General features: G+C 71.6%; 14 protein-coding genes. 7 read left to right on the top strand and 7 right to left on the bottom strand.

Translation table 11 applies throughout. From position 1 onward, the window contains the following. The first annotated feature begins 113 nt into the window (after positions 1-113). The 4 genes from ACWD4J_RS16275 (at position 114) to ACWD4J_RS16290 (ending at position 5,410) form a co-directional block, all read left to right on the top strand. A complete protein-coding gene (locus ACWD4J_RS16275) occupies positions 114-1,550 on the top strand; it encodes a Na+/H+ antiporter NhaC family protein (RefSeq protein WP_451396025.1) in 1,437 nt (478 codons plus the stop codon). A 79-nt stretch (positions 1,551-1,629) separates the two neighbouring features. Beyond that, entirely contained in the window at positions 1,630-3,210 is a 1,581-nt protein-coding gene (locus ACWD4J_RS16280) for an N-acyl-D-amino-acid deacylase family protein (protein WP_451396026.1), read from the top strand. 97 nt (positions 3,211-3,307) lie between these two features. Then, complete coding sequence (locus tag ACWD4J_RS16285; protein ID WP_451396027.1) at positions 3,308-3,892, top strand: GrpB family protein; 585 nt, start codon at positions 3,308-3,310, stop codon at positions 3,890-3,892. Positions 3,893-3,931: 39 nt separating this feature from the next. Continuing rightward, the gene (locus tag ACWD4J_RS16290; RefSeq protein ID WP_451396028.1) at positions 3,932-5,410 is read left to right on the top strand and encodes a glycoside hydrolase family 3 N-terminal domain-containing protein; all 1,479 of its coding nucleotides are present in this window, start codon (positions 3,932-3,934) and stop codon (positions 5,408-5,410) included. Positions 5,411-5,435: 25 nt separating this feature from the next. Here ACWD4J_RS16290 and ACWD4J_RS16295 read toward each other — a convergent pair whose 3' ends face one another. Continuing rightward, entirely contained in the window at positions 5,436-6,689 is a 1,254-nt protein-coding gene (locus tag ACWD4J_RS16295; protein ID WP_451396185.1) for a glycoside hydrolase 5 family protein, read from the bottom strand. A 123-nt stretch (positions 6,690-6,812) separates the two neighbouring features. Here ACWD4J_RS16295 and ACWD4J_RS16300 point away from each other — a divergent pair, with 123 nt between their 5' ends. Together ACWD4J_RS16300 and ACWD4J_RS16305 are read left to right on the top strand one after the other, a co-directional pair. Next, complete coding sequence (locus ACWD4J_RS16300) at positions 6,813-7,814, top strand: N-acetylglucosamine kinase (RefSeq protein ID WP_451396029.1); 1,002 nt, start codon at positions 6,813-6,815, stop codon at positions 7,812-7,814. Between the two features lie 208 nt (positions 7,815-8,022). Further along, entirely contained in the window at positions 8,023-10,245 is a 2,223-nt protein-coding gene (locus tag ACWD4J_RS16305) for a glycoside hydrolase family 3 N-terminal domain-containing protein (RefSeq protein WP_451396186.1), read from the top strand. 8 nt (positions 10,246-10,253) lie between these two features. On the opposite strand, the gene ACWD4J_RS16310 is transcribed toward ACWD4J_RS16305, so the two are convergent. The 6 genes from ACWD4J_RS16310 to ACWD4J_RS16335 form a co-directional block, all read right to left on the bottom strand. Next, positions 10,254-11,132 (bottom strand): carbohydrate ABC transporter permease, encoded by an 879-nt coding sequence (locus ACWD4J_RS16310; protein WP_451396030.1) that lies wholly within the window; start codon positions 11,130-11,132, stop codon positions 10,254-10,256. After that, on the bottom strand, positions 11,129-12,148 hold the full coding sequence (locus ACWD4J_RS16315; RefSeq protein WP_451396031.1) for a carbohydrate ABC transporter permease: 1,020 nt from the start codon (positions 12,146-12,148) through the stop codon (positions 11,129-11,131). Before ACWD4J_RS16315 ends, ACWD4J_RS16310 begins: the two co-directional genes overlap by 4 nt. Positions 12,149-12,150: 2 nt before the next feature. Then, positions 12,151-13,530: an extracellular solute-binding protein gene (locus ACWD4J_RS16320; RefSeq protein ID WP_451396032.1), complete on the bottom strand. Its 1,380-nt coding sequence runs from the start codon at positions 13,528-13,530 to the stop codon at positions 12,151-12,153. A gap of 198 nt (positions 13,531-13,728) precedes the next feature. Then, positions 13,729-14,358 carry a peptidyl-prolyl cis-trans isomerase gene (locus ACWD4J_RS16325; RefSeq protein WP_451396187.1) on the bottom strand — a complete coding sequence of 210 codons (630 nt, stop codon included), beginning with the start codon at positions 14,356-14,358 and terminating at the stop codon, positions 13,729-13,731. Between the two features lie 29 nt (positions 14,359-14,387). Then, positions 14,388-18,692 (bottom strand): glycoside hydrolase family 38 N-terminal domain-containing protein, encoded by a 4,305-nt coding sequence (locus tag ACWD4J_RS16330; protein WP_451396033.1) that lies wholly within the window; start codon positions 18,690-18,692, stop codon positions 14,388-14,390. A gap of 244 nt (positions 18,693-18,936) precedes the next feature. After that, a complete protein-coding gene (locus ACWD4J_RS16335; RefSeq protein ID WP_451396034.1) occupies positions 18,937-19,821 on the bottom strand; it encodes a MurR/RpiR family transcriptional regulator in 885 nt (294 codons plus the stop codon). Between the two features lie 167 nt (positions 19,822-19,988). Between ACWD4J_RS16335 and ACWD4J_RS16340 the strand changes: the two genes are divergently transcribed. Next, positions 19,989-20,753: a sugar isomerase domain-containing protein gene (locus ACWD4J_RS16340; protein WP_451396035.1), complete on the top strand. Its 765-nt coding sequence runs from the start codon at positions 19,989-19,991 to the stop codon at positions 20,751-20,753. The last annotated feature ends 144 nt before the right edge of the window (positions 20,754-20,897 follow it).

A 20,897-nucleotide genomic window follows, 5' to 3' on the forward strand; every position in this document is an offset into this window, starting at 1 on the left:
ATCGGCAGATGAACCCTAATCGGCAGGCAAGTGTGACGGTTTGCTGCGCATCGGCGGCGTATCCGCGAAGGTCACCAATTCTTGTGGCCACACCCGCCGCGCAGAGGTCACCCATGACACAGACATCCATCACCACGGACGCCGGGACCGCCCCCGTGGCTCGCTGCCCGCACTTGCGAGGCCGGCTCCGCCTCGCCGCCTCACTCGCCGCCCTCGTCCTCAGCCTCGTCGTCGGCATGAGTGTCACCGCCCCCAGCATCTGGGGCCTCATGCCCATCGTCCTGTACGCGCTGCTCGCGCTGACCGGCATGAACCTGGTCCTCGCCACCGGTGTCGCCCTGCTCTCCGCCGTCCTGGTCGCCCTGCCGTCACCCGGCACCGGACTGCGCATGCTCGGCACGGCGACCCTCGACCCCGTCACCCTGATCGGCCTGATCATCGTCCTCGGCTCCGGCGTCGGCGAGGTCCTGCGGGTCACCGGTGTCGCCGACGCCATCGTCCGCGGGATCCTGCGCGCGGTCGGCGACCGCGGCCGCATCGCCGTCATGTACGGGATGATGGCCGCCTGCCTGATCCTCGCCGCCGGCCTCGGCACCCTTGCCGGCGCCCTCGCGATCGCCGCGCCCCTGCTCGTACCGGTCGCCGCACGCTCCGGCTTCACCCGCTCCGCGACGGCCGTCAGCATGTTCCTCGGCGGCTGCACCGGTCTGGCGCTCGCGCCCTTCGCCGGATCCAACATCGCCATCCTCGAGGCCGCCGACACGGGCTACCTCACCTATCTCGCCGTCGGCGCCGGTCCGTTGGCAGTGCTCACCCTGCTGCTCGCCGCAGTCATCGTGCCCTGGGTGCAGCGCCGCAGCGCCGCCCGCGGCGACTTCTACACTCCGGACGAGGGCGCCGACGAGGACGCCGGAGCGCCCGCGACGGCCCCCCGCACCCGCCACGCCACGCTCGCCTTCGCCGGCACGCTCGTCGCGGCCGTGGTGTACGCCACCGTCACGCAGGCCGGCGTCACGTTCCCGCTGGTGGCCCTTCCGCTGCTCGCGGTCGTCACCGGCCTGGCCGGCGGACTGAACCCGTGGCGCACCCTGCGGGCCGCGGCGACCGGAGCGCGCCGGCTGCTGCCCATGCTGCTGCTGTTCTGGATGCTCGCGGCGCTCTTCGCCTTCATCGACGCACTGCACCCGTACGACGTGGTGATGGAGCAGTTCGGCCCGGGGCTGCGAGAGATGCCCCCGCTGCCGTTCGCGCTCGCCGTCGCCTCGCTCGGCTGGGTCGGTGTCCCCGGCGCCACCGCCGCCCAGGTCGTCCTGCTCAGCGAGGTCTTCGGACCACTGGGGAACAGCCTCGGGATCGGTTCGGCCGCCTGGGTGGTCATTCTGCTGTGGGCCTCGAAGGCCGACACCTACGGGCCGCTGCCGAACGCCAACATGGTCGGCCCCATGGGGCTGGCGCGCGCCAGCCGGCTGCCCTACCTGCTGGGTGCCGGATGGGCTGTGCTGATCCCCGCATGCGCCCTCTACGCCGTGCTGCTCGCCGTACTGCTGTGACGCACCGGCCCCTCCCTCCTGCACCGCCCGGCCCGTCTTGGGCCGCACGCCCTGCTCGCACGAACCAGGAGCCAACACCGTGACCTCCTTCGACCTGCTCATCACCGGCGGAACCGTTGTCGACGGGACCGGCGGCCCCGCCCGGCGCGCCGATGTCGGCATCCGCGGCGACCGGATCGTCTTCCTCGGTGATGCCCCGGCCGGCGCCATCGCCCATGACGTACTGGACTGCACCGGCCAGGTCGTCGCTCCCGGCTTCATCGACCTGCACTCGCACGCCGACTTCACGCTGCGGGACGCACCGACTGCCGAAGCGTGCGTGCGGCAGGGTGTCACCACCGTCGTCACGGGCAACTGCGGCAGTTCTCCCTTCCCGACCGACCCCGGCGGGCGCCAAGGCGACAGCGGCAGTGACGAGATGCCCTGGGCGGACTTCGACGGCTTCGCCCGCGCGGTCGAGAAGGCCGAACCGTGCATCAATCTCGCGGCCCTCGTCGGCCACGGGACCCTGCGCGCTGCCGCGATCGGCAACGACCTGCGTCCCGCGACGGCCGAAGAGACCGCCACCATGCGCCGCCTGCTCGCCAAGGCCGCCGAGCAGGGCGTGTTCGGTCTGTCCACCGGACTGATCTACGCCCCCGGCTCCTTCGCCGACACCGACGAGGTCGTGGCGCTCGCCACCGAGGCCCGACGGGCCGGGCTGCTCTACAGCACCCACATGCGCGACGAGGGCGACCACCTCATCGATGCGGTGACCGAGGCCATCGAAACCGCTCGCCGCAGCGGTGTACGCCTCCAGATCTCGCACCTCAAGGCGATGGGACCGGCCAACCACGGCAAGGTGGGCGAGGCACTGGCCGCCATCGACTCCGCCGTCGCCGAGGGCCTGGACGTGGCCTGCGACGTCTACCCCTACGCCGCCTCCTCCACCCAACTCACCTCCCGCCTGCCCGACTGGGCGATGGACGGCGGTCCCGACGCGCTCCTGACTCGGCTGGAGGATCCGGAGACCCGCGCGGCCATCGCTGCGGAACTCCGCGCCAAGACCGGACGCACCTTCCTCCCCGAAGGCACCGTCATCGCCGCGATGCCGCCGGGCCGCTACTCGGACCGGGTGGGTTCATCCCTCCAGGACATCGCCACGGCCACCGGCCTCGACCCGGCCGAAGCGGCCCTCGACGTGCTGCACGCGCACAAGGCACAGGTCTGGATCATCAACCACGCCATGGCCGAGGCGGACGTCGACGCCGTACTGAGCCATCCTGGCAGCGCCGTCGTCAGCGACGGCTGGGAACTCGACACGGCCGGCGGCGGGCACCCCCACCCGCGCCACTTCGGCTCGTTCGCCCGGGTTCTCGCCGAGTACACCCGCACCCGCCGGCTCCTCACGCTGCCCGAGGCGGTCCGCAAGATGAGCGCGCTGCCGGCCGAGCGCCTCGGCCTCGCCGACCGCGGCGTACTGGCCGAGGGCCGGGCCGCCGACATCACGGTCTTCGACCCCACTACGGTCGCCGACACCGCCAGCTACGAGGCACCCCTCTCCTATGCCGTAGGCACCCGCCACGTCGTCGTCAATGGCCGCCCCGTACTGCGCGACGGAGCAGTCACGGCGAACCGACCGGGGAAGGTGCTCCGCAGAACGGGCTCGGTACCAGCCTGAGTCTCCTTGGGCACACCGCTTCCCGCAGGACTACGTAGGGACGTTTGAGTGGCCGGTCCATGCTGGTGGCATGCCTTTTCCCGATGAGTCGGCCCCCGTGGCCGTGCTGGACTACCAGCCCCGATGGGCAGTGGACTTCGAGCACTTGGCGGAGGCGCTGCATCGCGCCCTCGGCGACCAGGTCCGTGCGATCGACCACGTGGGATCGACCGCGGTGCCGGGTCTGGCTGCGAAGGACTGCGTGGACAGCCAGATCCTCGTCGACGCCATCGACGAGGATCGACAGGCCGCGCTCCTGGCTGCGATCGGCTTCCGCTGCCGGCCGGAGCCCTGGAACCGTACGGAGATCTCGTGCGGGCAGGAATGCCGGAAGCTGGTGTTCGCACCGCCGGCTGGAGCGCGGCGGTGCAACGTCCACCTGCGGCAGGTGGGCGGCCCGAACGCCCGCTTCGCGCTCCTGTTCCGTGACTACCTGCGCGCCGATGAAGCCGCTCGTGAGGCGTGGGGGGCGTTCAAGAAGCGCTTGGCTCTCAGCGTGCCGGACCTGCTCGACTACGGACAGATCAAGTCCCCTGCGACGGCAGTCCTGATGGCGGCGGCCGAACGCTGGGCCACCGAGACCGGCTGGCGGCCGGCTCCGAGCCGCTGGGTGTCAGTCCACCGAATCAAGCAATCCACTTAGTTGTTGACTTTCGGTTGATCGAGCCAGAGGATTCCGGGGGTGACCCACTCCGCGCACGGATCCGTCAGCCCCGCTCTCCCCGCCGACCTGGACGAGGCCGCACACCGCTGCCTCGTCGCGGGGTTCGAGGGCACCACTACCGTCCCCGACACCCTGAAGCGGCTCATCGACCGCGGCCTGGGCGGGGTCATCCTGTTCACCCGCAACGTGCGCGACGCGGAACAAGTCCGCGAACTCACCGACACACTGCGCACGATCCGGCCCGATCTGCTGGTGGCCATCGACAACGAGGGCGGGGGCATCGGCCACCTGGTGAGCGCGGGCGCGCCCGACGTCCCCGGCTCCTGGGCGCTTGGCGTCGTCGACGACCCCGGGCTCACCGCCCGCTGCGCCGACGCGCTGGCCGGGCATCTGGCGTCGCTCGGCATCACCGCCTCCTACGCCCCCGTCGCCGACCTCCAGCACCATCCCGACAACCCGATCGTGCGCACCCGCTCCTTCGGCGCCGACCCCGAGCTGGTCTCCCGCCATCTGCGCGCCTGGATCGCCGCCACCGAGGCGCGCGGCATCGCCTCCTGCGCCAAGCACTTCCCCGGCCACGGCGGCACCGTCACCGACAGCCACCACGAGACGGCGGTCGACCCGCGGCCGTACGGCGAACTCGACCTCGCCCCCTTCCGGGCCGCTGTGGCCGCGGGCGTGCCGATGCTGATGAGCGCCCACGTCGTCTTCCCGGCGCTGGACCCCGACCGTCCCGCGACACTGAGCCCGCGCATTCTGAGCGGCCTGCTCCGTGACGAACTCGGCTTCGACGGCGTCCTGGTCAGCGACGCCCTGGAGATGAAGGCGATCGCCGACCGCTACGGCGAGGCCGCGGGCGCGCGGATCGCGCTGGCCGCGGGCGCAGACCAGGTCATCGTCGCCGTACCGGACCTGGAGACGACGCTGGCGTGCCGGAACGCGCTGCTCGACGCGCTGGGCACCGGCGACCTGTCGGCGGAGCGCCTGGCGGAGGCCGCGGGACGGGTGCGGCGGCTGGCCGAGCGCTACGCCACTCCGGCGGCGGCCGTCGCCGGGTGGGACGACCGAGCCGGGCTGGACGCGGCGCGCCGGGCCGTACGGAGCCGCCCAGGGCCGGCGCCCGCGCGGGGTGCCCACGTCGTCGACCTGTTCCCGCTCCCGCATCCCGCGCTCAACTGGGGCGGCGAGGACCTGCTGAGCGAGCTGGGTGCCGTCGACCCCACGGCGACCGGTACGGCGGTCGCCGGGCGGCCCGCCGACCCCGCGGCCCTTGTCGCCGCCGTCCTGCGCCGTGCCGCGGGCGTGCCGCTGGTCGTCGCCACGAACGACGCCGGGCTCCACCCCTGGCAGGCGGCGGTGCGGGACGCCCTGCTTGCCGAACGCCCCGATGCGGTAAGCGTTTCCACCGGGATGCCGGAAGAGGGCGACGCGCTCTGTTCGTACGGACGCGGCCGGGTGAACCTGCGGGCGCTGGCGGAGGTACTGGCCGGGGCGTGAACCCCCTGAATCCCCCTCATTTCGGTCAGGACACTCGTACGGCGTCCGTGATGCCCCGTGCCGTCAGGTAAGCGGTGTCCTCGGCCCGTTCCGCCAGGACGACGGCCGGGCGTACGCCCTCGGTGCGCAGCCGCATCCAGGCCTCGAAGAAGTGGCCGCCCGGCCCGGAGACGGACCGCGTGGCCGGTGTGCACTCCAGCACCAGGGCGGTGTCCCGGGGAGGGACGGGGCGCGTCTCGGTGCGCAGCTTGGCGACGGTGTCGGCGAGAGCGTCCGCGATCGGCTTGGCGTGGCCGGCGGAGTCGAACAGCCCCAGGGTGTACTCGAGTTCGGGGAAGTCGGCCAGAGCGCGGTCCACGTCGTGGGAGCACCACCAGGTCACGCCCCACAGCCCCGTGCACCCGGCCGCGTTGAGCAGGGTCGCGCGGGCGAACTCCGGGGCGTCGGCCGCGGGGATGTGCGGCTCGGGCGCTCCGGTCTCCTGCACCCAGACCGGCCGTACCGGATCGTCGGCGTACGCCTTGGCGAGCTCTACGCCGTACTCGGCGAGATGCAGCACCTGCGGGGAGCGCGGGCCGTAAAGGCGGGCGCAGCCGCCCGAGAACACCCACGGGTGGACGGTGGTCAGGTCGCCCTTGCGGGCACAGGCCTCCGGGGTGAACGGGTGGTCGTCGCCGTACCAGGCGGCATCGAAGGCGGAGTGCGTGACCACGCCGCCCGTTCCGAGGCCCTTCCGTGCGGCGGCGAGCAGCGTGTCGAGGTAGTAGTCGACCTCCTGCACCGTCGCCGGGTTGTGCTCGACCAGGTTGTTGAGCTCGTTGCCGAGCTGGAGCCCGATGAGATTGGGGCGGTCGGCCAGGGCGCTGCCGAGGGTGTGCAGCAGATCCGCCTGGGCGTCGATCGTCTCCGGGTCCGTGAAGACGTTGCGGTGGTGCCAGCTGCGGGTCCACTCCGGATAGAAGTCGAAGCTGGACAGGTGGCCCTGCACGCCGTCCACGAGGACGTCGAGACCGGCCTCGGCCGCCAGGTCGACCAGATGCACGAGCTGGTCGACGGCCGCGGTGCGGATGAGGGTGCGGTTGGGCTGGAGGAGCGGCCAGAGGTGGAAGATCCGGACGTGGTCGAGACCGAGCCCGGCTATCTGTGCCAGATCCTCACGGGCATGCGCCGGGTCGAAGTCGTGCCATGAGTGGAACCAGCCGCGGCGCGGTGTGTAGTTGACACCGAACCGGAGCGGCGGTGGGGGCGTGGACGCGGTGGACGCGGGGGAAGTGCTGATGGGGTCCTCCTCGGAGCGTGCGCGATCTCGGCGCCAGGACGTAGCGGCGTGCGCGACCGCGCGCCGCCCCCGTGACCGGTCGGGCCTTGTCTCGGGCGAATGTATCAACCACCATGGCCGCTGATGAACAATGAATTGAACCAGGATTTCGTGGTCGGCCTGGACGCCGGCGGCACCCGCACGCGGGCCGTCCTGGCGACCGTGAGCGATGGCCGCCCACGGGGTGAGGGCAGCGCGGGCCCCGGCAACGCCCTGACCGTCCCGGTGCCCCAGCTCACCGACCACCTCGCCGAGGCCGTCGCCCAGGCCGTGCCGGAACGGCTGCGCGGCCGAGTGGTGGCGGTCGCGGGCGGATTCGCCGGAGCCTCGCGGGCCGCCGCGGACGAGCCGGGCCGGCTCAGGGCGCACTCCGCCCTCTCCGCCGCGCTGCGGCGGCTGGGCATTCCCGCCGTGCCGGTCGAGATCTGGAGCGACATCGAGGCGGCGTTCGCCTCCGCGCCAGGCCACCCCGCCGACGGCCTCGCGCTGGTGGCCGGCACAGGCGCGGTCGCGGCCCGTATCACCGGACGCGTGTGCACGGCGATCGCGGACGGCGACGGCTGGCTGCTCGGCGACGACGGCAGCGGCTTCTGGATCGGACGCGGCGCCGTCCGGGCGGCTCTGCGCATGGCGGACGGGCGCGGCGGGCCGACGGTGCTGGCCGTCTCGGTCGGGAGGGCGCTGGGCCTGCCGGGCGACGTCCTGCCGTACGAGGGTGAGGTCGCCGCCCCCGAGTGGTCCCGCGCGCAGCGCGAGGCCTACCGCATGCACCTGCTGCCCGCCGTCATGGCCCAGCCCCCGGTCCGCCTTGCCCGCTTCGCCCCACTGGTGGCCGAGGCCGCCCGGGACAAGGACGCCGTCGCACAGGCGATCCTCGACGAGGCGGCCGACCGACTGGCCGACACCGTAAGCGCGTTGGAGCCACGTCCGGGCGAGCGTGTCGTCGCCACCGGAGGACTGCTCGGCCCCGACGGTCCGCTGACCGCACCCCTCACCACCCGTCTGCACCCCCTCGGCCTGACGCTCGACTGGGTGGCCGACGGCTCGCGGGGTGCCGTGGCGCTCGCCCGCCTGAGTATCGCTTGAGTACCTGAACGACCAGCATTCCCGCAGAAACGAACGCAGAGCCGCACAGACGACCCGCAGACCCGTACGTACGAAAGGGACCGGCCGCATGCCGACTCCGGAACAGGTGGCCGCCCCGGCCGAGCAGCACGAGCAGGGCGGTAGCCCCGTCCTCTACCGGGACCCCACCGCCCCCGTCGACGCCCGCGTCCGCGACCTGCTCTCCCGCATGACCCTGCGGGAGAAGGCCGGCCAGCTCAACCAGCGGATGTACGGCTGGGACGCCTACCGCCGCACCCCCGGCGGTGGCTTCGAACTGACCGAGGCCCTTTACGCCGAGACCGAGCGCTTCGCCGGACTCGGCGCCCTCTACGGGCTGATGCGCGCCGACGCCTGGTCCGGCGTCGACCACTCGGGCGGGCCCGGCGCGCGCGACAGCGCGGAACTCGCCGACCTCGTCCAACGCCATGTCGTCGAGCGCAGTCGCCTCGGCATCCCGGCCCTGTTCGTCGAGGAGGTTCCGCACGGCCACATGGCCATCGACGGCACGGTCCTCCCGGTCAATCTGGCCGTCGGTGCCACCTGGGACCCCGAGCTGTACGAGCGCGCCGCAGCACACGCCGCCGCCGAACTGCGCGCCCGCGGCGGCCATGTCGCCCTCGTCTCCGCGCTGGACATCGTCCGCGACCCGCGCTGGGGCCGGACCGAGGAGTGCTTCGGGGAGGATCCGTATCTCGCCGCCCGCCTGACGGAGGCACTGGTCAGAGGAGCGCAGGGCCAAGGCGAGAGGTTCGCCGACGACAAGGCCCCCGTGGTCCTCAAGCACTTCGCCGGCCAGGGTGCCACCGTCGGCGGCCGCAACTCCTCCGAGTCCGAACTCGGCCCGCGCGAGCTCCACGAGATCCACCTGCCCGCCGCCCGCGCCGGAATCCGCGCCGGAGCCGCCGCCGTCATGGCCGCGTACAACGAGGTCGACGGCCTGCCCTGCTCCGGCAACCGCGCGCTGCTCGACGAACTGCTGCGGCGCCGCTGGGGCTTCGACGGCCTGGTCGTGGCGGACGGCCTGGCCGTGGACCGGCTGGCCCGCATCACCGGCGACAAGGTCTCCGCCGGGGCCCTCGCGCTCAACTCTGGTGTCGACCTCAGCTTGTGGGACGAGGGCTTCGCACACCTGGAGGAGGCCGTCGAGCGGGGCCTGGTGAGCGAGGAGACCCTCGACGCCGCCGTCGCCCGCGTACTGCGCCTGAAATTCCGCCTCGGTCTGTTCGAACGGCCGTATGTCGCGGACCGGTCCATGCCGGAGCCGGAGCCGGAGCCGGAGCCACAGCCACAGCCGGACCGCGGCCGCGACCTGAGCACCGCCCTCGCCCGCGCCGCCGTCACCCTCCTCCACAACGACCGCGGGACCCTGCCCATAGCGCCGGCCGTCTCCCGCATCGCCGTCCTGGGCCCGCACGCCGCCACCACCGCCCACCAACTCGGCGACTACACGGCCCCGCAACGCCCCGGCACGGGCACCAGCGTGCTCGACGGACTGCGGCGCCTGGCTCCGAACAGTGTCGACATACGCCACGCCCGCGGCTGTGCCCTCACCGGGGACGACCTCTCCGGCATCCCCGAGGCGGTCGCCGCAGCCGCCGACTCCGACCTGGCCGTCCTGGTACTGGGCGGCAGCAGCGCCCGTACGCCCGGCACGGACTTCGCCGCCAACGGCGCGGCACTGACCGCCGTCTCCGAGATGACCTGCGGCGAGGGCGTCGATCTCGCCGGACTGCGCCTGGGCGACGCCCAATACGCCCTGCTCGACGCCGTCACCGCCACCGGCACACCCACGGTGGTCGTCCTGATCCAGGGCCGCCCGCACGCCGTCCCCGAGGCGGCGGAGCGTGCCGCCGCGCTGGTCACCGCCTGGTACCCGGGCCCCTGGGGCGGCGACGCGATCGCGGAGATCCTGCTCGGCCGCGCGGAACCGGCCGGCCGCCTCCCCGTGTCGATCCCGCGCTCGGCGGGCCAGCTCCCCGTGTACTACAACCACAAGGACACCGAGTACGGCGCCTACGTGGACGACAGCGCCGAGCCGCTCTACTCCTTCGGACACGGTCTGTCGTACACCGATTTCGCGTACGGCCCGCCGCGCCTGGACGGGCGCACTGCCGAGGTCGACATCACCAACACCGGGCGACGGCAGGGCCGTACCGTCGCCCAGCTGTACATCCGCCGCCTCATGACCTCTGTGTGGCCGCGGACCCTCGAACTGCGCGCCTTCCAGAGCGTCGACCTGGCGCCGGGGGAGCGCCGCACGGTCACCTTCCACCTCGGATCCGGCCAACTCGAGCAGGTCGGCCCCGACCTGGAGACGGCCGTGCTGCCCGGAACGCTGGAGATCCGTGTCGCCGAGTCGTCCCGGGCCGCGCTGAGCGCCGTACCGGCCGTGCTCCGTGTGGACGTCTGAATTGGGGCTCAGAGCTTCACGGCCCCCGCCGACACACCCTTGTAGAACCACCGCTGCGTGATGACGAACAGCACCAGCACGGGGACGACGGAGATCACCGCCCCGGCCATCACCACCCGCTGGTCGTATCCGAAGGACGAGCTCTGCAGCCGGGACAGACCCAGCGTCAGCGTGAAGTGGCTCTCCGAACGCAGCACGATCAGGGGCCACAAGAAGTCGTCCCAGGCACTGATGAAGGTGTTGATGGCGACCACCGAGATGGCCCCGTACGCCGACGGCAGGTACAGATGGCGGAAGCGCTGCCACTCGTTCGCACCGTCGATCATCGCGGAGTCCTCGATCTCGCGCGGCACGGCGAGGAACGCGCCGCGCATCAGCAAGACGTTGATCGCGCCGACGAACCCGGGCAGCCACACGCCGACGACGTTGTCGACCAGGCCCATGTCACGGATGCTCAGGAACAGCGACACCATGATCGACTCGAACGGGAACATCATCGAGGCGGCCAGCAGCACCCACACCAGCCGGCGGCCCTTCCAGCCCGGCTTGGAGAGCATGTAGCCCGCCGTCGTGGAGAACAGCAGCTGGCTGACGAGGGACAGCACCACCACGATCAGGCTGTTCCGGATGTACGTGGCCACCGGCACCTGCGAGAAGACCTCGCGATACGCCCGCAGCGTCGGATGCTGAGGCAGCAGTGAGGCGCCCGCGCCGAAGACGTCCTCGCTGGTGCCCTTCAGCGAGGCCAGGAGCTGCCACAGCAGCGGCCCGACGGTGATCACCAGCACGAACAGCAACAGCAGGTACCGGACCACCAGTTCGCGTGGACGGCCGTAGTCCCGCCAGCGCGGGCGCGCCCGGCCCCGGACGGTGTCAAGAGACGTCACGACTCGTCCTCCTTCGTCAGGCGCTGTGCCAGCAGGGTCAGTCCCAGAGTCATCGCGAACAGCGCCACGCTGACCGCCGATCCGTATCCCGCGTTGCCGCTCAGGGGGTCCAGGCCCACGTCACGGATGTAGAAGGGCAGAGTGCGGTCGGCGCCGCCGGGGCCGCCGGTCGGGCCGCCGAGCATGTAGATCTCGGTGAACACCCGCAGCGAGCCGATGCCGGTGAGCGTGCCGACCAGCATCATGGCCTGCCGCACCCCGGGCACGGTGATGTACCAGAAGCGGCGGATGGCGCCCGCGCCGTCCATGGCCGCCGCCTCGTGCAGCTCCTGGGGCACGTTTCCGAGCGCGGCGAGGTAGAAGACCATGTACCAGCCGAGGCCCTTCCACAGCGTCAGACCCATCGCGGACAGCAGGATCAGCCAGGAGTCGGACAGGAACGGGATGGCCTCTTTGATGAGATGGGCCTTCATCAGCCAGGTGTTGACCAGGCCGTCGTCGGTCAGCAGCCACTGCCAGCTCAGGCCCACGACCACGCTCGAGGCGAGTACCGGCGTATAGAAGGCGGACCGGAAGAACCCGATGCCGGGCAGCTTCTTCTCCACCAGCACGGCGAGTATCAGCGGCAGCAGCACCATCAGCGGCACCACGATCAGCGCGTACAGCAGGCTGTTGCGGGTCGCCAGCCAGAAGTCGGAGTCGTCCAGCATCCGGGTGTAGTTGGAGAGCCCGACGAAGCCGGCCGCGCCGCCCAGCGGCTTGGCGTCGGTGAACGACAGCAGCACGGTGTTGAAGAAGGGGTACACACCGAAGACCACCGCGCAGAGGACCGCGGGGGCGGTCCACAACCAGGGCAGCCACCAACGGCGGTACAGCGCCGCGCCGTTGGCGCCCGCCGAGGGACCGAGCCGCAACGCCCGGCCCAGCCGCTGGAAGGGGCCAGGGCCCGTGCCCGGTACGGCGGTGTTCTTCGCCGTACCGGACACGGGCACCGGCTTCGCGGTCTGCGTCGCCACGGTCAGCTGCCCTGCTTCAGCAGCTCGTTCGCCTTGGCCTCGGCGTCCTTCACCGCCTGTTCCGGGCTCTTCTTGCCCTGCATGGCCAGCTGCACCTGGGCCACGATGGCGTTCTGCACGGCCGGCGAGAGGGTGACCTCGTAGGCGGTGGCCGTCTTGAGCTGCTCGGCGACCAGCTTGCGGGCCTGCCCGAACGGGTCGTCACCGGTCGGGTTCTGGAAGAACGGGTCGTCCAGCGAGGCCGCAGTCGTCGGGAAGATCACCACGTTGGGGTCCTTGCACCAGGCCAGCTGGTTCTCCGCGTTGGTCAGGAACTTCGCGAACGCCAGCGCGGTGGGTGCATTCTTGCTGGTCGAGGCGGCCGCGATGTACTGCGGGGCGCCGGAGGTGTGGCCGAGGGCGTCGAAGGGATACTGGCCGACACCGGTCTTGGCGTAGATCGACGGGCTGTTCTGCTTCACGAAGCGCACATAGCTCGGGTTCGTCGAGCCGTAGGCGATCTTGCCCTGGGTGTATGGCGTCGAGGCGTCGTTGTTCGAGGACAGCGAGTCCTTCGGCATCGCGCCCGACTGGTAGAGCTTCTTCATCCAGGCGACCCACTCGATGGTCTTCGGGTCGTCGGCGAAGGTGTACGACTTGCCGTCGGACGAGTACACCTTGATGTCCATCTGCTGCCAGTCGGCCGGTATCCGCCAGATCGGGTTGGCCACCGTCGCATAGAACTTGCCCTTCCCCGCCTTCGCGACCTTCTCGTAGTCGGCGAACAGGCCGAAGAGGGTCGTCGGCGGCTTCGCCGGGTCGACCCCGGCCTTCTTCAGCAGGTCGGTGTTGTAGCTGAGCATGATGCCGCCGGTGTACCAGGGCAGTACGGAGTGCACCGTGGCACCCGAGGCGTCCGTCATGGTGCTGGACTTCCAGAACGCCGGGGCGAAGGGCTTGCCGGCGTCGGGGTCCTTCTTGTCGAGGTCGAGCAGGTATCCGGCCTTGGTGAGGGACTTGGCGGTGACGGCGTTGATGTTGATGACGTCGGGCATCGTGCAGGCCTGGGCGTCGGCGACGGTCCGCTGCGTGAAGGTGTTGTCGCCGGGGTCGTCGATCCACTTGACCGAGGTGCCGGGGTGGGCCTTCTCGAAGTCCTTGATCACTCCGTTGAAGAACCCGCCGAAGTCTTTCTTCAGGTTGGTGGTCTGGAAGGTGATCTTGCCCTTGATGTCGCCGGAGAGCTTGCCGGACCCGACGTTGCCCTTGTCGACCTTGCAGTTGCCCACGGTGGCGTCCCCGCCGCCGGAGTCGTCGGAGCCGCCCGACAGGCCGCAGCCCGCGGTGGTCAACGACAGGACGACGAGACAGGTCAGTGATCCGGTCAGTCTTCTTGCGCGCATAGCTGCCCCTCCTGCGACCAGTCGGTGCTGGATCGGATGGTGGATCGGATGCTCGATCGGATGCTGGTTCAAATCACCAACTTGGACTTCGATTGATGAAAAGGTGGACCAGAACTCATCGGAGGTCAATGGGTTGCCGTGTTGCTTTTCGGTTCCGGACGTGAGTCCCGTACGGGCGTCACGCGCGGGCGCACGGGATCAGTGCCGGTGCTCGTGGTCCGGGTGTGAGGGGTCGCCGGGGTGCTCGTGACCGACGGCGTACACCACGTCGGCACGGGCCCCGTCGAGCCAGTCGAAGAAGGCCCGCCGGCCCGCCGCCCGCCGCAACTCGTCTGCGATGCCCTCGCGGACCCGCTCGTACGGCACGAAGTCCTCCGGTGCCGCCCCGCCGAAGGGGTCGACGCCGCGCCGCAGCGCCTCCGGGGTGAGGAAGCGGTCCGGGTTGCGGTCGTAGTAGTCCCGTACCGCCTGATCGGGGACGTTCTGCTCGGCCTCCAGCCCGGCGAGGAGGAGGCGCGCGGCCGGTGAGTGGGCGAGCGCCACCGCGACGATGCTGCCGAGGTCGGCGACGTCGGTCCCGTCCACGGCGAGCAGCCGGGACGGCGACACCTCCTCCGGGGGCTTCAGTCCCCGGTCCGCGCAGGCCCGGCGGGCGAGTTCATCGGTGACCACCACCTGCGTCGCCCACCGCCGCCGCTGCCGCTCGGCGCGTGCGAGGGAATCGGGCCGGGTTTCGCGGTCGCGGGGTGGGACGGCCTCCAGGAGGGCGTCCACGCGGTCCTTCCCGACCGCTTTACCGTCCACTACAGCCGCGTGGAGCACAGCCATGTGCGCGTGCACCCCAGTCGCGTGGTCCGTCACGGCGTCACCTCCAGAGCGACGGCCTCCGTGTAGGCGACGCAGCCGTGCCAGGCGACCTTCGCCATCAGCCAGTACGACCCGGGCGGCACCGCCGCGCCGTCCACCTCGATCCCGCACTCCAGCTGCTCCCCGGCGCCCACCGTGAAGCCCTGGCAGCCCGGCCCGACTCCCGGCCAGGTGCCCCAGGACGACACGGCCCACAGCGTCCCGGCGACCGGCCCGCGCGTGGTGTTGTGCACGGTCACCGGAACCCGCACCCGCTCGCCCCTGTGCACGGTGACCCGCTGAACTCCCAGCCGGGACACCAGCGTCGGTCCGGTGCGCCCGTCCGGCTCACCCTCGGGTACGGCACCCGGCACGTCCAGGGCGACGACATCCTCGTACACCTGACCGCCGTACGGCAGCCGAGCCGAGAGCCAGTGGCGGCCGGCGACGGGGTCGGGCGGCGGCACCACGGTGACCTCGGCGAGCGTGAATCCGCCGGGGCCCAGCGCGTACGGAAGTACGGCGGGCTCGGCGGACCAGCCCGGCGGCACCTGGACGGTCACGCTGCCCGACACCGGGGCGTCGGTGAGCTCCGAGCTGACCCGGACGGTCGCGGTGACGGGGCCGGAGGCGGTGAGCGCGGTGGGCGAGACATACACCGCGATGGGCATGTTGCCGCGCGGGGCGGGGCCGGAGTTGTGCAGCCAGTAGCGGGTGTGCACGGGCTGCGCGGGCTCGTGGGCGGCGATGCCGGGACCGGGTGCGGTCGGCGTGGCGTCGGGTGCGGCCAGGACGGTGGCCACCTCGAAGCCGGTCAGGGGTACGCCGAGGCCCCCCTTCTCATCGGGGGTCAGGGGCTCCCCGGGTGTTTCCAGTACGTCGGCGCGGGTGCCCTCCGTCCAGTCCCGCGGTGCGTGCACGCGCGCGTGCACCGGCCGTCCGTGCACCTCGTGCATCCGTACGACGACTCCGCGGCCGGGATCCGCCGGTGCCACGCTGCCCCGGGCGAGCGGGGAGCCGGCCGGCTTGAGCGCGTCGAGCAGGACCTCGCCCGGGGGCTCGAGTGCCAGCAGGGTCGCCTTCCTCGGCAGGACGGTGGCGTCCCGTGGCAGCACGGCGTCCCGGTCCTCCGACGACTGCCTGAGCCGCGCGGTGAGCGGGTGGTTGAACGCGTGTCCGGCCTGCGGCAGCCGCAGCGCCCGCCAGTCGCCCGCGCCCGCCACGACGGCGTACTCGAACGTGTGGGACCAGCGCTGGAGCTGGAACGCCGACCCGTCGGGGGCCGTACGGCGCGGCGGGTCGACCCAGATGCCGGACGGCCAGCCGGTGCAGGAGCGCATCAGCGACATATAGAGGTCGCCGGAGGCGGTGACCACGCAGCCGGGCGTACCGCGGTTGAGGACGGCGAAGCTGCGCCCGTCCCAGGCGTCGCCCGGCGGCAGGGCCTCGCCGCGGCCCGCCGCCGTGGCCTGCAGGGTCGCCGTCTCGTCGAGGCCGGCGACGAGTGCGTCGACGGCCTTCGCGTCGTCCTCGGGGCGGGCGCCCGCCACCACGAGCAGCGGCAGCCGTTCGAGGTCGCGCAGGTCGGCCCCGGGCACCCACTCCTCGCGCAGTCCCGCTCGCGGCGCGACCCAGACGGCCGCCACGCCGGACTCGGCCAGCTGCCGGCGCAGCTCGCGCCCGGCGGCCGGGTCCCAGCCGAGCGCCTCGGCGACCAGGGAGTTGCGGTCGGGGGTGCCGACGGCGATACGGATGTCGGGGAGGTTGGAGTCGACTTCGAGGTCGCCGTAGCGGGGGCCGCCGGCGACGGTCGAGGTCGAGGTGACGCCCGCGCGGACGAGGGCCGCCGCGAGCGGGGTGCCGAGTCCACCGGCGTCGTCCCAGGAGGCGAACACGAGCTCGGCGACGCCGATCGACCGGTGACCGAGGAGCACGCCGGAGGCGTCGTGGACCTCGACCCGCGCGGTGGATCCCAGCCCGAACCACGTGTTGGCCGGGTTGTCCAGCGTCCACGGGAACCGCTCGCTGTCCACCTCCACGAACCCGAATCCGCGTCCGATCACCGCGTCGGCCACCTCGTGCACCGGCAGCCCGCCCCGCACGTCCGACGGCCAGCGCACCCGGATGAGCCGGTCGGCGCCGTCGTACCCGTCGATGGTGGTGGACACGTCGAGGCGGTCGACGCCCGTCCACAGGGTCAGCCGCTGCGTGTAGCGGAAGAGGCCGAGGTCGGCGCTGACGGTGATGCGGGATCCCGCGGGGGACTGCTCGACCCGCACGTCGGCGGTCACGTCGCGGCTGCGGGCGGCGGTGGTGCCGGTCGGGGTGAGGTGCCAGGGGCCCTCGCCGAAGCGGGGGTGCCTCGGGTACTCCTCCTGTACGACGAGTTCGTTGCCGATGTCGCCGGGGCGCAGCAGCTCCCGGCCGCCTTCCGTGAGCGCACGCAGACCGCTCACCGCGCCGCCGCGCGCCGGGTCGACCGTCACTTCGTAGAACTCGTTGCGGATGGTGGTGCCGTCGCCGGGCGTCCACTCGGGGACGGTGCCCTCCGCGACCGGGAACGCCTTGAGCCCCATACCGGGCACGTCCGTCGCAACGACATGGAGTTCGCCGTTCTCGCGCACGGCGGGCAGCGGGAGGCCGGTGCTGTCGTCGAGCGGGACGAGACCGCCGGGATCGGCGACGGTGAGCACGTCCCGGCGGTCGCAGGTGACGGAGTTGAAGACGATGAGGTCGAGCCCTCCGCCGGGCAGCGGGGTCACGCGGTCGGTGAGGGCCTGGGTCGCGTCGGCGTGTACGGCCTCGGCGAGGTCGTACAGCTCGCGCCAGCCGGTGAGCAGGTCGATGTAGACCTGGTCGGACTCGGAGCCGGTGATGGCGTCGTGGTGGGCTCCGTAGATCAGCTGCCGCCAGGCCTTGTCGAGCGCCGCGTCCGGATACGGATGCCCGGTGACCAGCGAGGCCAGCGTCGCCCACGCCTCGGCGTCGGCGAGCAGCGTCTCGCCGTACCGCTGGGCCTGCTTGGTGTCGATGTAGGAGACGTCCTTGCCGGTGTAGACCGGGTTCATGTCCCGCGTCTGCGGCGACGCCTTACGCCCCTCGGCCGCCAACTGCGTGCGCACGGCGGCGAAGAAGTCCCTGGGCACCGCGCTGATGAACCGCGGCCACACATAACGCGCGTTCCAGTCGCGGTGGATGGCCATCACCCAGCGGCACGGCGGGGCGTAGTCGCCGCCGACGGGGAGGAGCACGTTGCGGGTGAGCGCGACCTGTTTCAGGCCCTTGAACAGCTTGAACGCGGCCGCCTCCGCCTCCGGCAGGGTCGGCGCGTTGTCGATTGCCCAGCCGGCGCCGTAGTGGTTGACCATGTACGCGGTCAGCAGCCCGCGCCCCGAGGGCGCGATCCAGCTGAACTCGGCCGGGAACTGCATCCGCTTGGGGTCCCTCGGCTCCTCACCGAACACGGAGAGCGTCGGCCCCCACTGGTGGAACGGCCCGCGCGCCCACGAACTGGAGGTGACTCCCGCGTCCGCCATCAGCCCCGGGAACTGCGGATCGTGCCCGAAGGCGTCCAGCTGCCAGGCGGTTTCGGGCTTCGCCCCCATGATTCCGCGCTGGAAACCATCGCCGTACAGGGCGTTGCGCACTGTGGCCTCGGCGCCGGTGAGGTTGGTGTTGGGCTCGTTGTAGGTGCCGCCCATGATCTCGACGCGGCCGGTGCGGATCAGCTCCCGCAGAAAGGCGCGCTCCTCCGGGAAGGCGTCCCAGTACGGCTTGAGGTAGTCGACCTCCGCGAGCACGAAGGTGTACGCCGGGTCGCGGCGCGCCAGGTCGCAGTGGGCGCGCACCAGGCTCATGCCGGACTGGCCGCGCGAGTCGAAGGTGCGGGCGGGCAGCCCGGTGGCGGCCGGGTCGTCGGCGACGTCCCAGGTCTCGGTGTACGCGGCCTGGGTGTTCCACCACACGGGGTCGTAGTGGAAGTGGCTGACCATGAACATGGTCCAGCCCGGCTCGGCCGCCGTGAACGCGGCGGTCTGCCGGGCCACGTGGGCCGGGTCCTCGACGTCCTGGGCGGTGACGGTGACGTGGGTGATGTCGCCGGGGGCGAGGTCGCCGGTCACGGGTATCTCGGCGCGTACCGTGCCGTCGTCGCCTGCGGCGGCGAGGACGTCCCCGACGCCGCGGACGCCCGGGCCCTCGACGGTGAGGCGGACCGTCCGGCCGGGGACATGGCTGATCTCGGCGACCACCACCTGGTGCGGCTGCTCCTCGGTACCGGCGAAGAGCTCGGTCGACTCGACAGAGGTGACGCGCATGGGTCTCCTACGAGGGGCTCGGCGGGGCCCCATCGTGGCACCACAGGGATGGTTCAAACAACCATCTGGATGTTTCGTTGGTGGTTCAATCATGCATTTTTGGCCGTGCCGGGCTTGTTGCCGATGTGTACGACGCGCTCGTTACGGCAGGCGCGAGGCGCATGCGAAAAGCCGCCCTGGCCGGGAGCCGGGGGCGGCTTGCGCGCGGGAGGCGGCTTGCTTGCGCGGGAATCGTGTGCGGAGCTCAGCGACTGCGGCGGGACTTCACCGCGTGCTGCCCAGCGATGTGGTCTGTCAGCGCCAGCGAGGCGCTCGCGCGCTGGTAGGTGAGCTGGGCGACCCGGACGTACAGGCAGTCGACGAGCATCAGGACGGAGTGCCGACTGCTGATGCTTTCGGCGCGGAAGCTGGTCTCCGAGGACGACGAGATGAGCCGGATGTCTGCGGCCCTGGAGAGCGGCGAGCGCGGGTCGGTGGTGAGGGCGATGGTGGTGGCGCCGCGCTCCTTGGCCATCTCGAACGGTTCGAGTGTCTCGCGGGTCGCCCCGGAGTGGGAGATGCCGATGGCGACGTCGGCCGGGGTGAGCAGGGCCGCGGAGGTCGCGGCGGCGTGCACCTCGGTCCAGCCGCGGACCGCGCAGCCGATGCGGAAGAGCCGGGTCTCCGTCTCCTGGGCAACCGCGCCACTGCCGCCGACGCCGTACACGTCGATGCGCCGGGCGCGGGCGACGGCCTGGGCAGCGCGTTCGACGGCGTCGAGGTCGATCCGGTCGATGGTCTGCTGGACCGCGCGCAGGTCCGCGCTGCCGACGACCTGGACGACCCGTTCGAGGCTGTCGTCGGGGGAGATGTCGGGGCCGATCTCGGCGGTGCCCCAGTCGGAGACCTCACCGCGGCCGCGCTCCTGGGCCAGCTCGATCAGCAGGTGCTGATAGGAGTCGAGTCCTATGGCGCGGCAGAAGCGGGTCACCGTGGCCTGGGAGGTGCCGGTGCGGCGGCCCAGTTCGGCGGCCGAGCAGTGGGTGACGGCGGCTGGATCCTCGAGGATCAGCTCGCCCACCTTTCGCAGGGAGCCTGCCAGGCGGGGGAGTTCGGTGCGGATCAGAGTGGTGACGTCCGTCGGGGGCATATGAAGAAGGTATCAGCCACCGTTCAGTGTGCGGATTGAATACCTGGACCGAGGCGGCAGCGGTGGAGCGCATTGCTCGCCGCGCGGCGTATGTGATTTATTGATTCATCGATGAAGTCGTAGATGGTGGTTCAATCCATCATCGCTTGATCAGTGGGGAGTGTCGCGTGTCCGTAGAGTCCCTGAGCGCCGAGGGTTTCGCGCGCGAGAGCCTGGCCGTCCTCCACCGCATCACCGAGTCCGCCCGCGACGAGGTGACACGCGCCGCCGAACTGATCGCGGAGTGCGTGCGATCGGACGGCGTCATCCACGCCTTCGGCACCGGCCACTCCCAGGCCATGGTCCTCGAACTCGCCGGCCGGGCAGGGGGCCTGGTGCCCACCAACCGGCTGAGCATGGCCGACCTCGTCCTCTACGGCGGCGACGACCCGAGCGTCCTCGACGACCCCCTCCTGGAGCGCGAGTCCGGGGTCGCCGCCCGTCTCTACGACCTTGCCGCACCGAACCCTCAGGACCTGTTCGTCGTCATCTCCAACTCCGGCGTCAACAACGTGATCGTGGAGATGGCCCTGCACACCAAGGAACACGGCCACCGCCTCCTCGCCATCACCTCGCTGACCCACACCCGGGCCGTCCCCGCCGGCCACCCGAGCGGCAAGAAGCTCGCCGACCTCGCCGACGTCGTCCTCGACAACGCGGCGCCACGGGGCGACGCCCTCCTCGAACTCCCCGGCGGCGGCTCGGTCTGCGCGCTGTCCACACTCACCGGCGTGATGCTGGTCCAGATGACGGTCGCCGAGGCGGCCTCGCTCCTCCTCGCCTCCGGCGACCGCCCGCCGGTCTACGTGTCGGCCAACGTGCCCGGCGGCTTCGAGGGCAACCTGGAGCTCGAGAAGCGGTACGCCGGACGGATCCGCCGTACGGCGAGCTGAGCCGTATTGAGGGGCGCTCGTCGGCGCGCCCCTCTCACACGAGCGGCGGGACCGGGGCGGAGCGAGCTCCTCTGCAAAAGGCATTGAATTGTTTCAAGTTCGCGTGTTGAGTGACGGGCCGGGTCGCCTCACCACCCCTGCCAC

Source organism: Streptomyces sp. NPDC002577, assembly GCF_053594815.1.

Coding starts and splice junctions, on each gene's coding strand:
- ACWD4J_RS16275 (WP_451396025.1), top strand. CDS start 114: ATGACACAGACATCCATCACCACGGACGCCGGGACCGCCCCCGTGGCT.
- ACWD4J_RS16300 (WP_451396029.1), top strand. CDS start 6,813: ATGAACAATGAATTGAACCAGGATTTCGTGGTCGGCCTGGACGCCGGC.
- ACWD4J_RS16305 (WP_451396186.1), top strand. CDS start 8,023: ATGACCCTGCGGGAGAAGGCCGGCCAGCTCAACCAGCGGATGTACGGC.
- ACWD4J_RS16320 (WP_451396032.1), bottom strand. CDS start 13,530: ATGCGCGCAAGAAGACTGACCGGATCACTGACCTGTCTCGTCGTCCTG.
- ACWD4J_RS16325 (WP_451396187.1), bottom strand. CDS start 14,358: ATGGCTGTGCTCCACGCGGCTGTAGTGGACGGTAAAGCGGTCGGGAAG.
- ACWD4J_RS16330 (WP_451396033.1), bottom strand. CDS start 18,692: ATGCGCGTCACCTCTGTCGAGTCGACCGAGCTCTTCGCCGGTACCGAG.
- ACWD4J_RS16335 (WP_451396034.1), bottom strand. CDS start 19,821: ATGCCCCCGACGGACGTCACCACTCTGATCCGCACCGAACTCCCCCGC.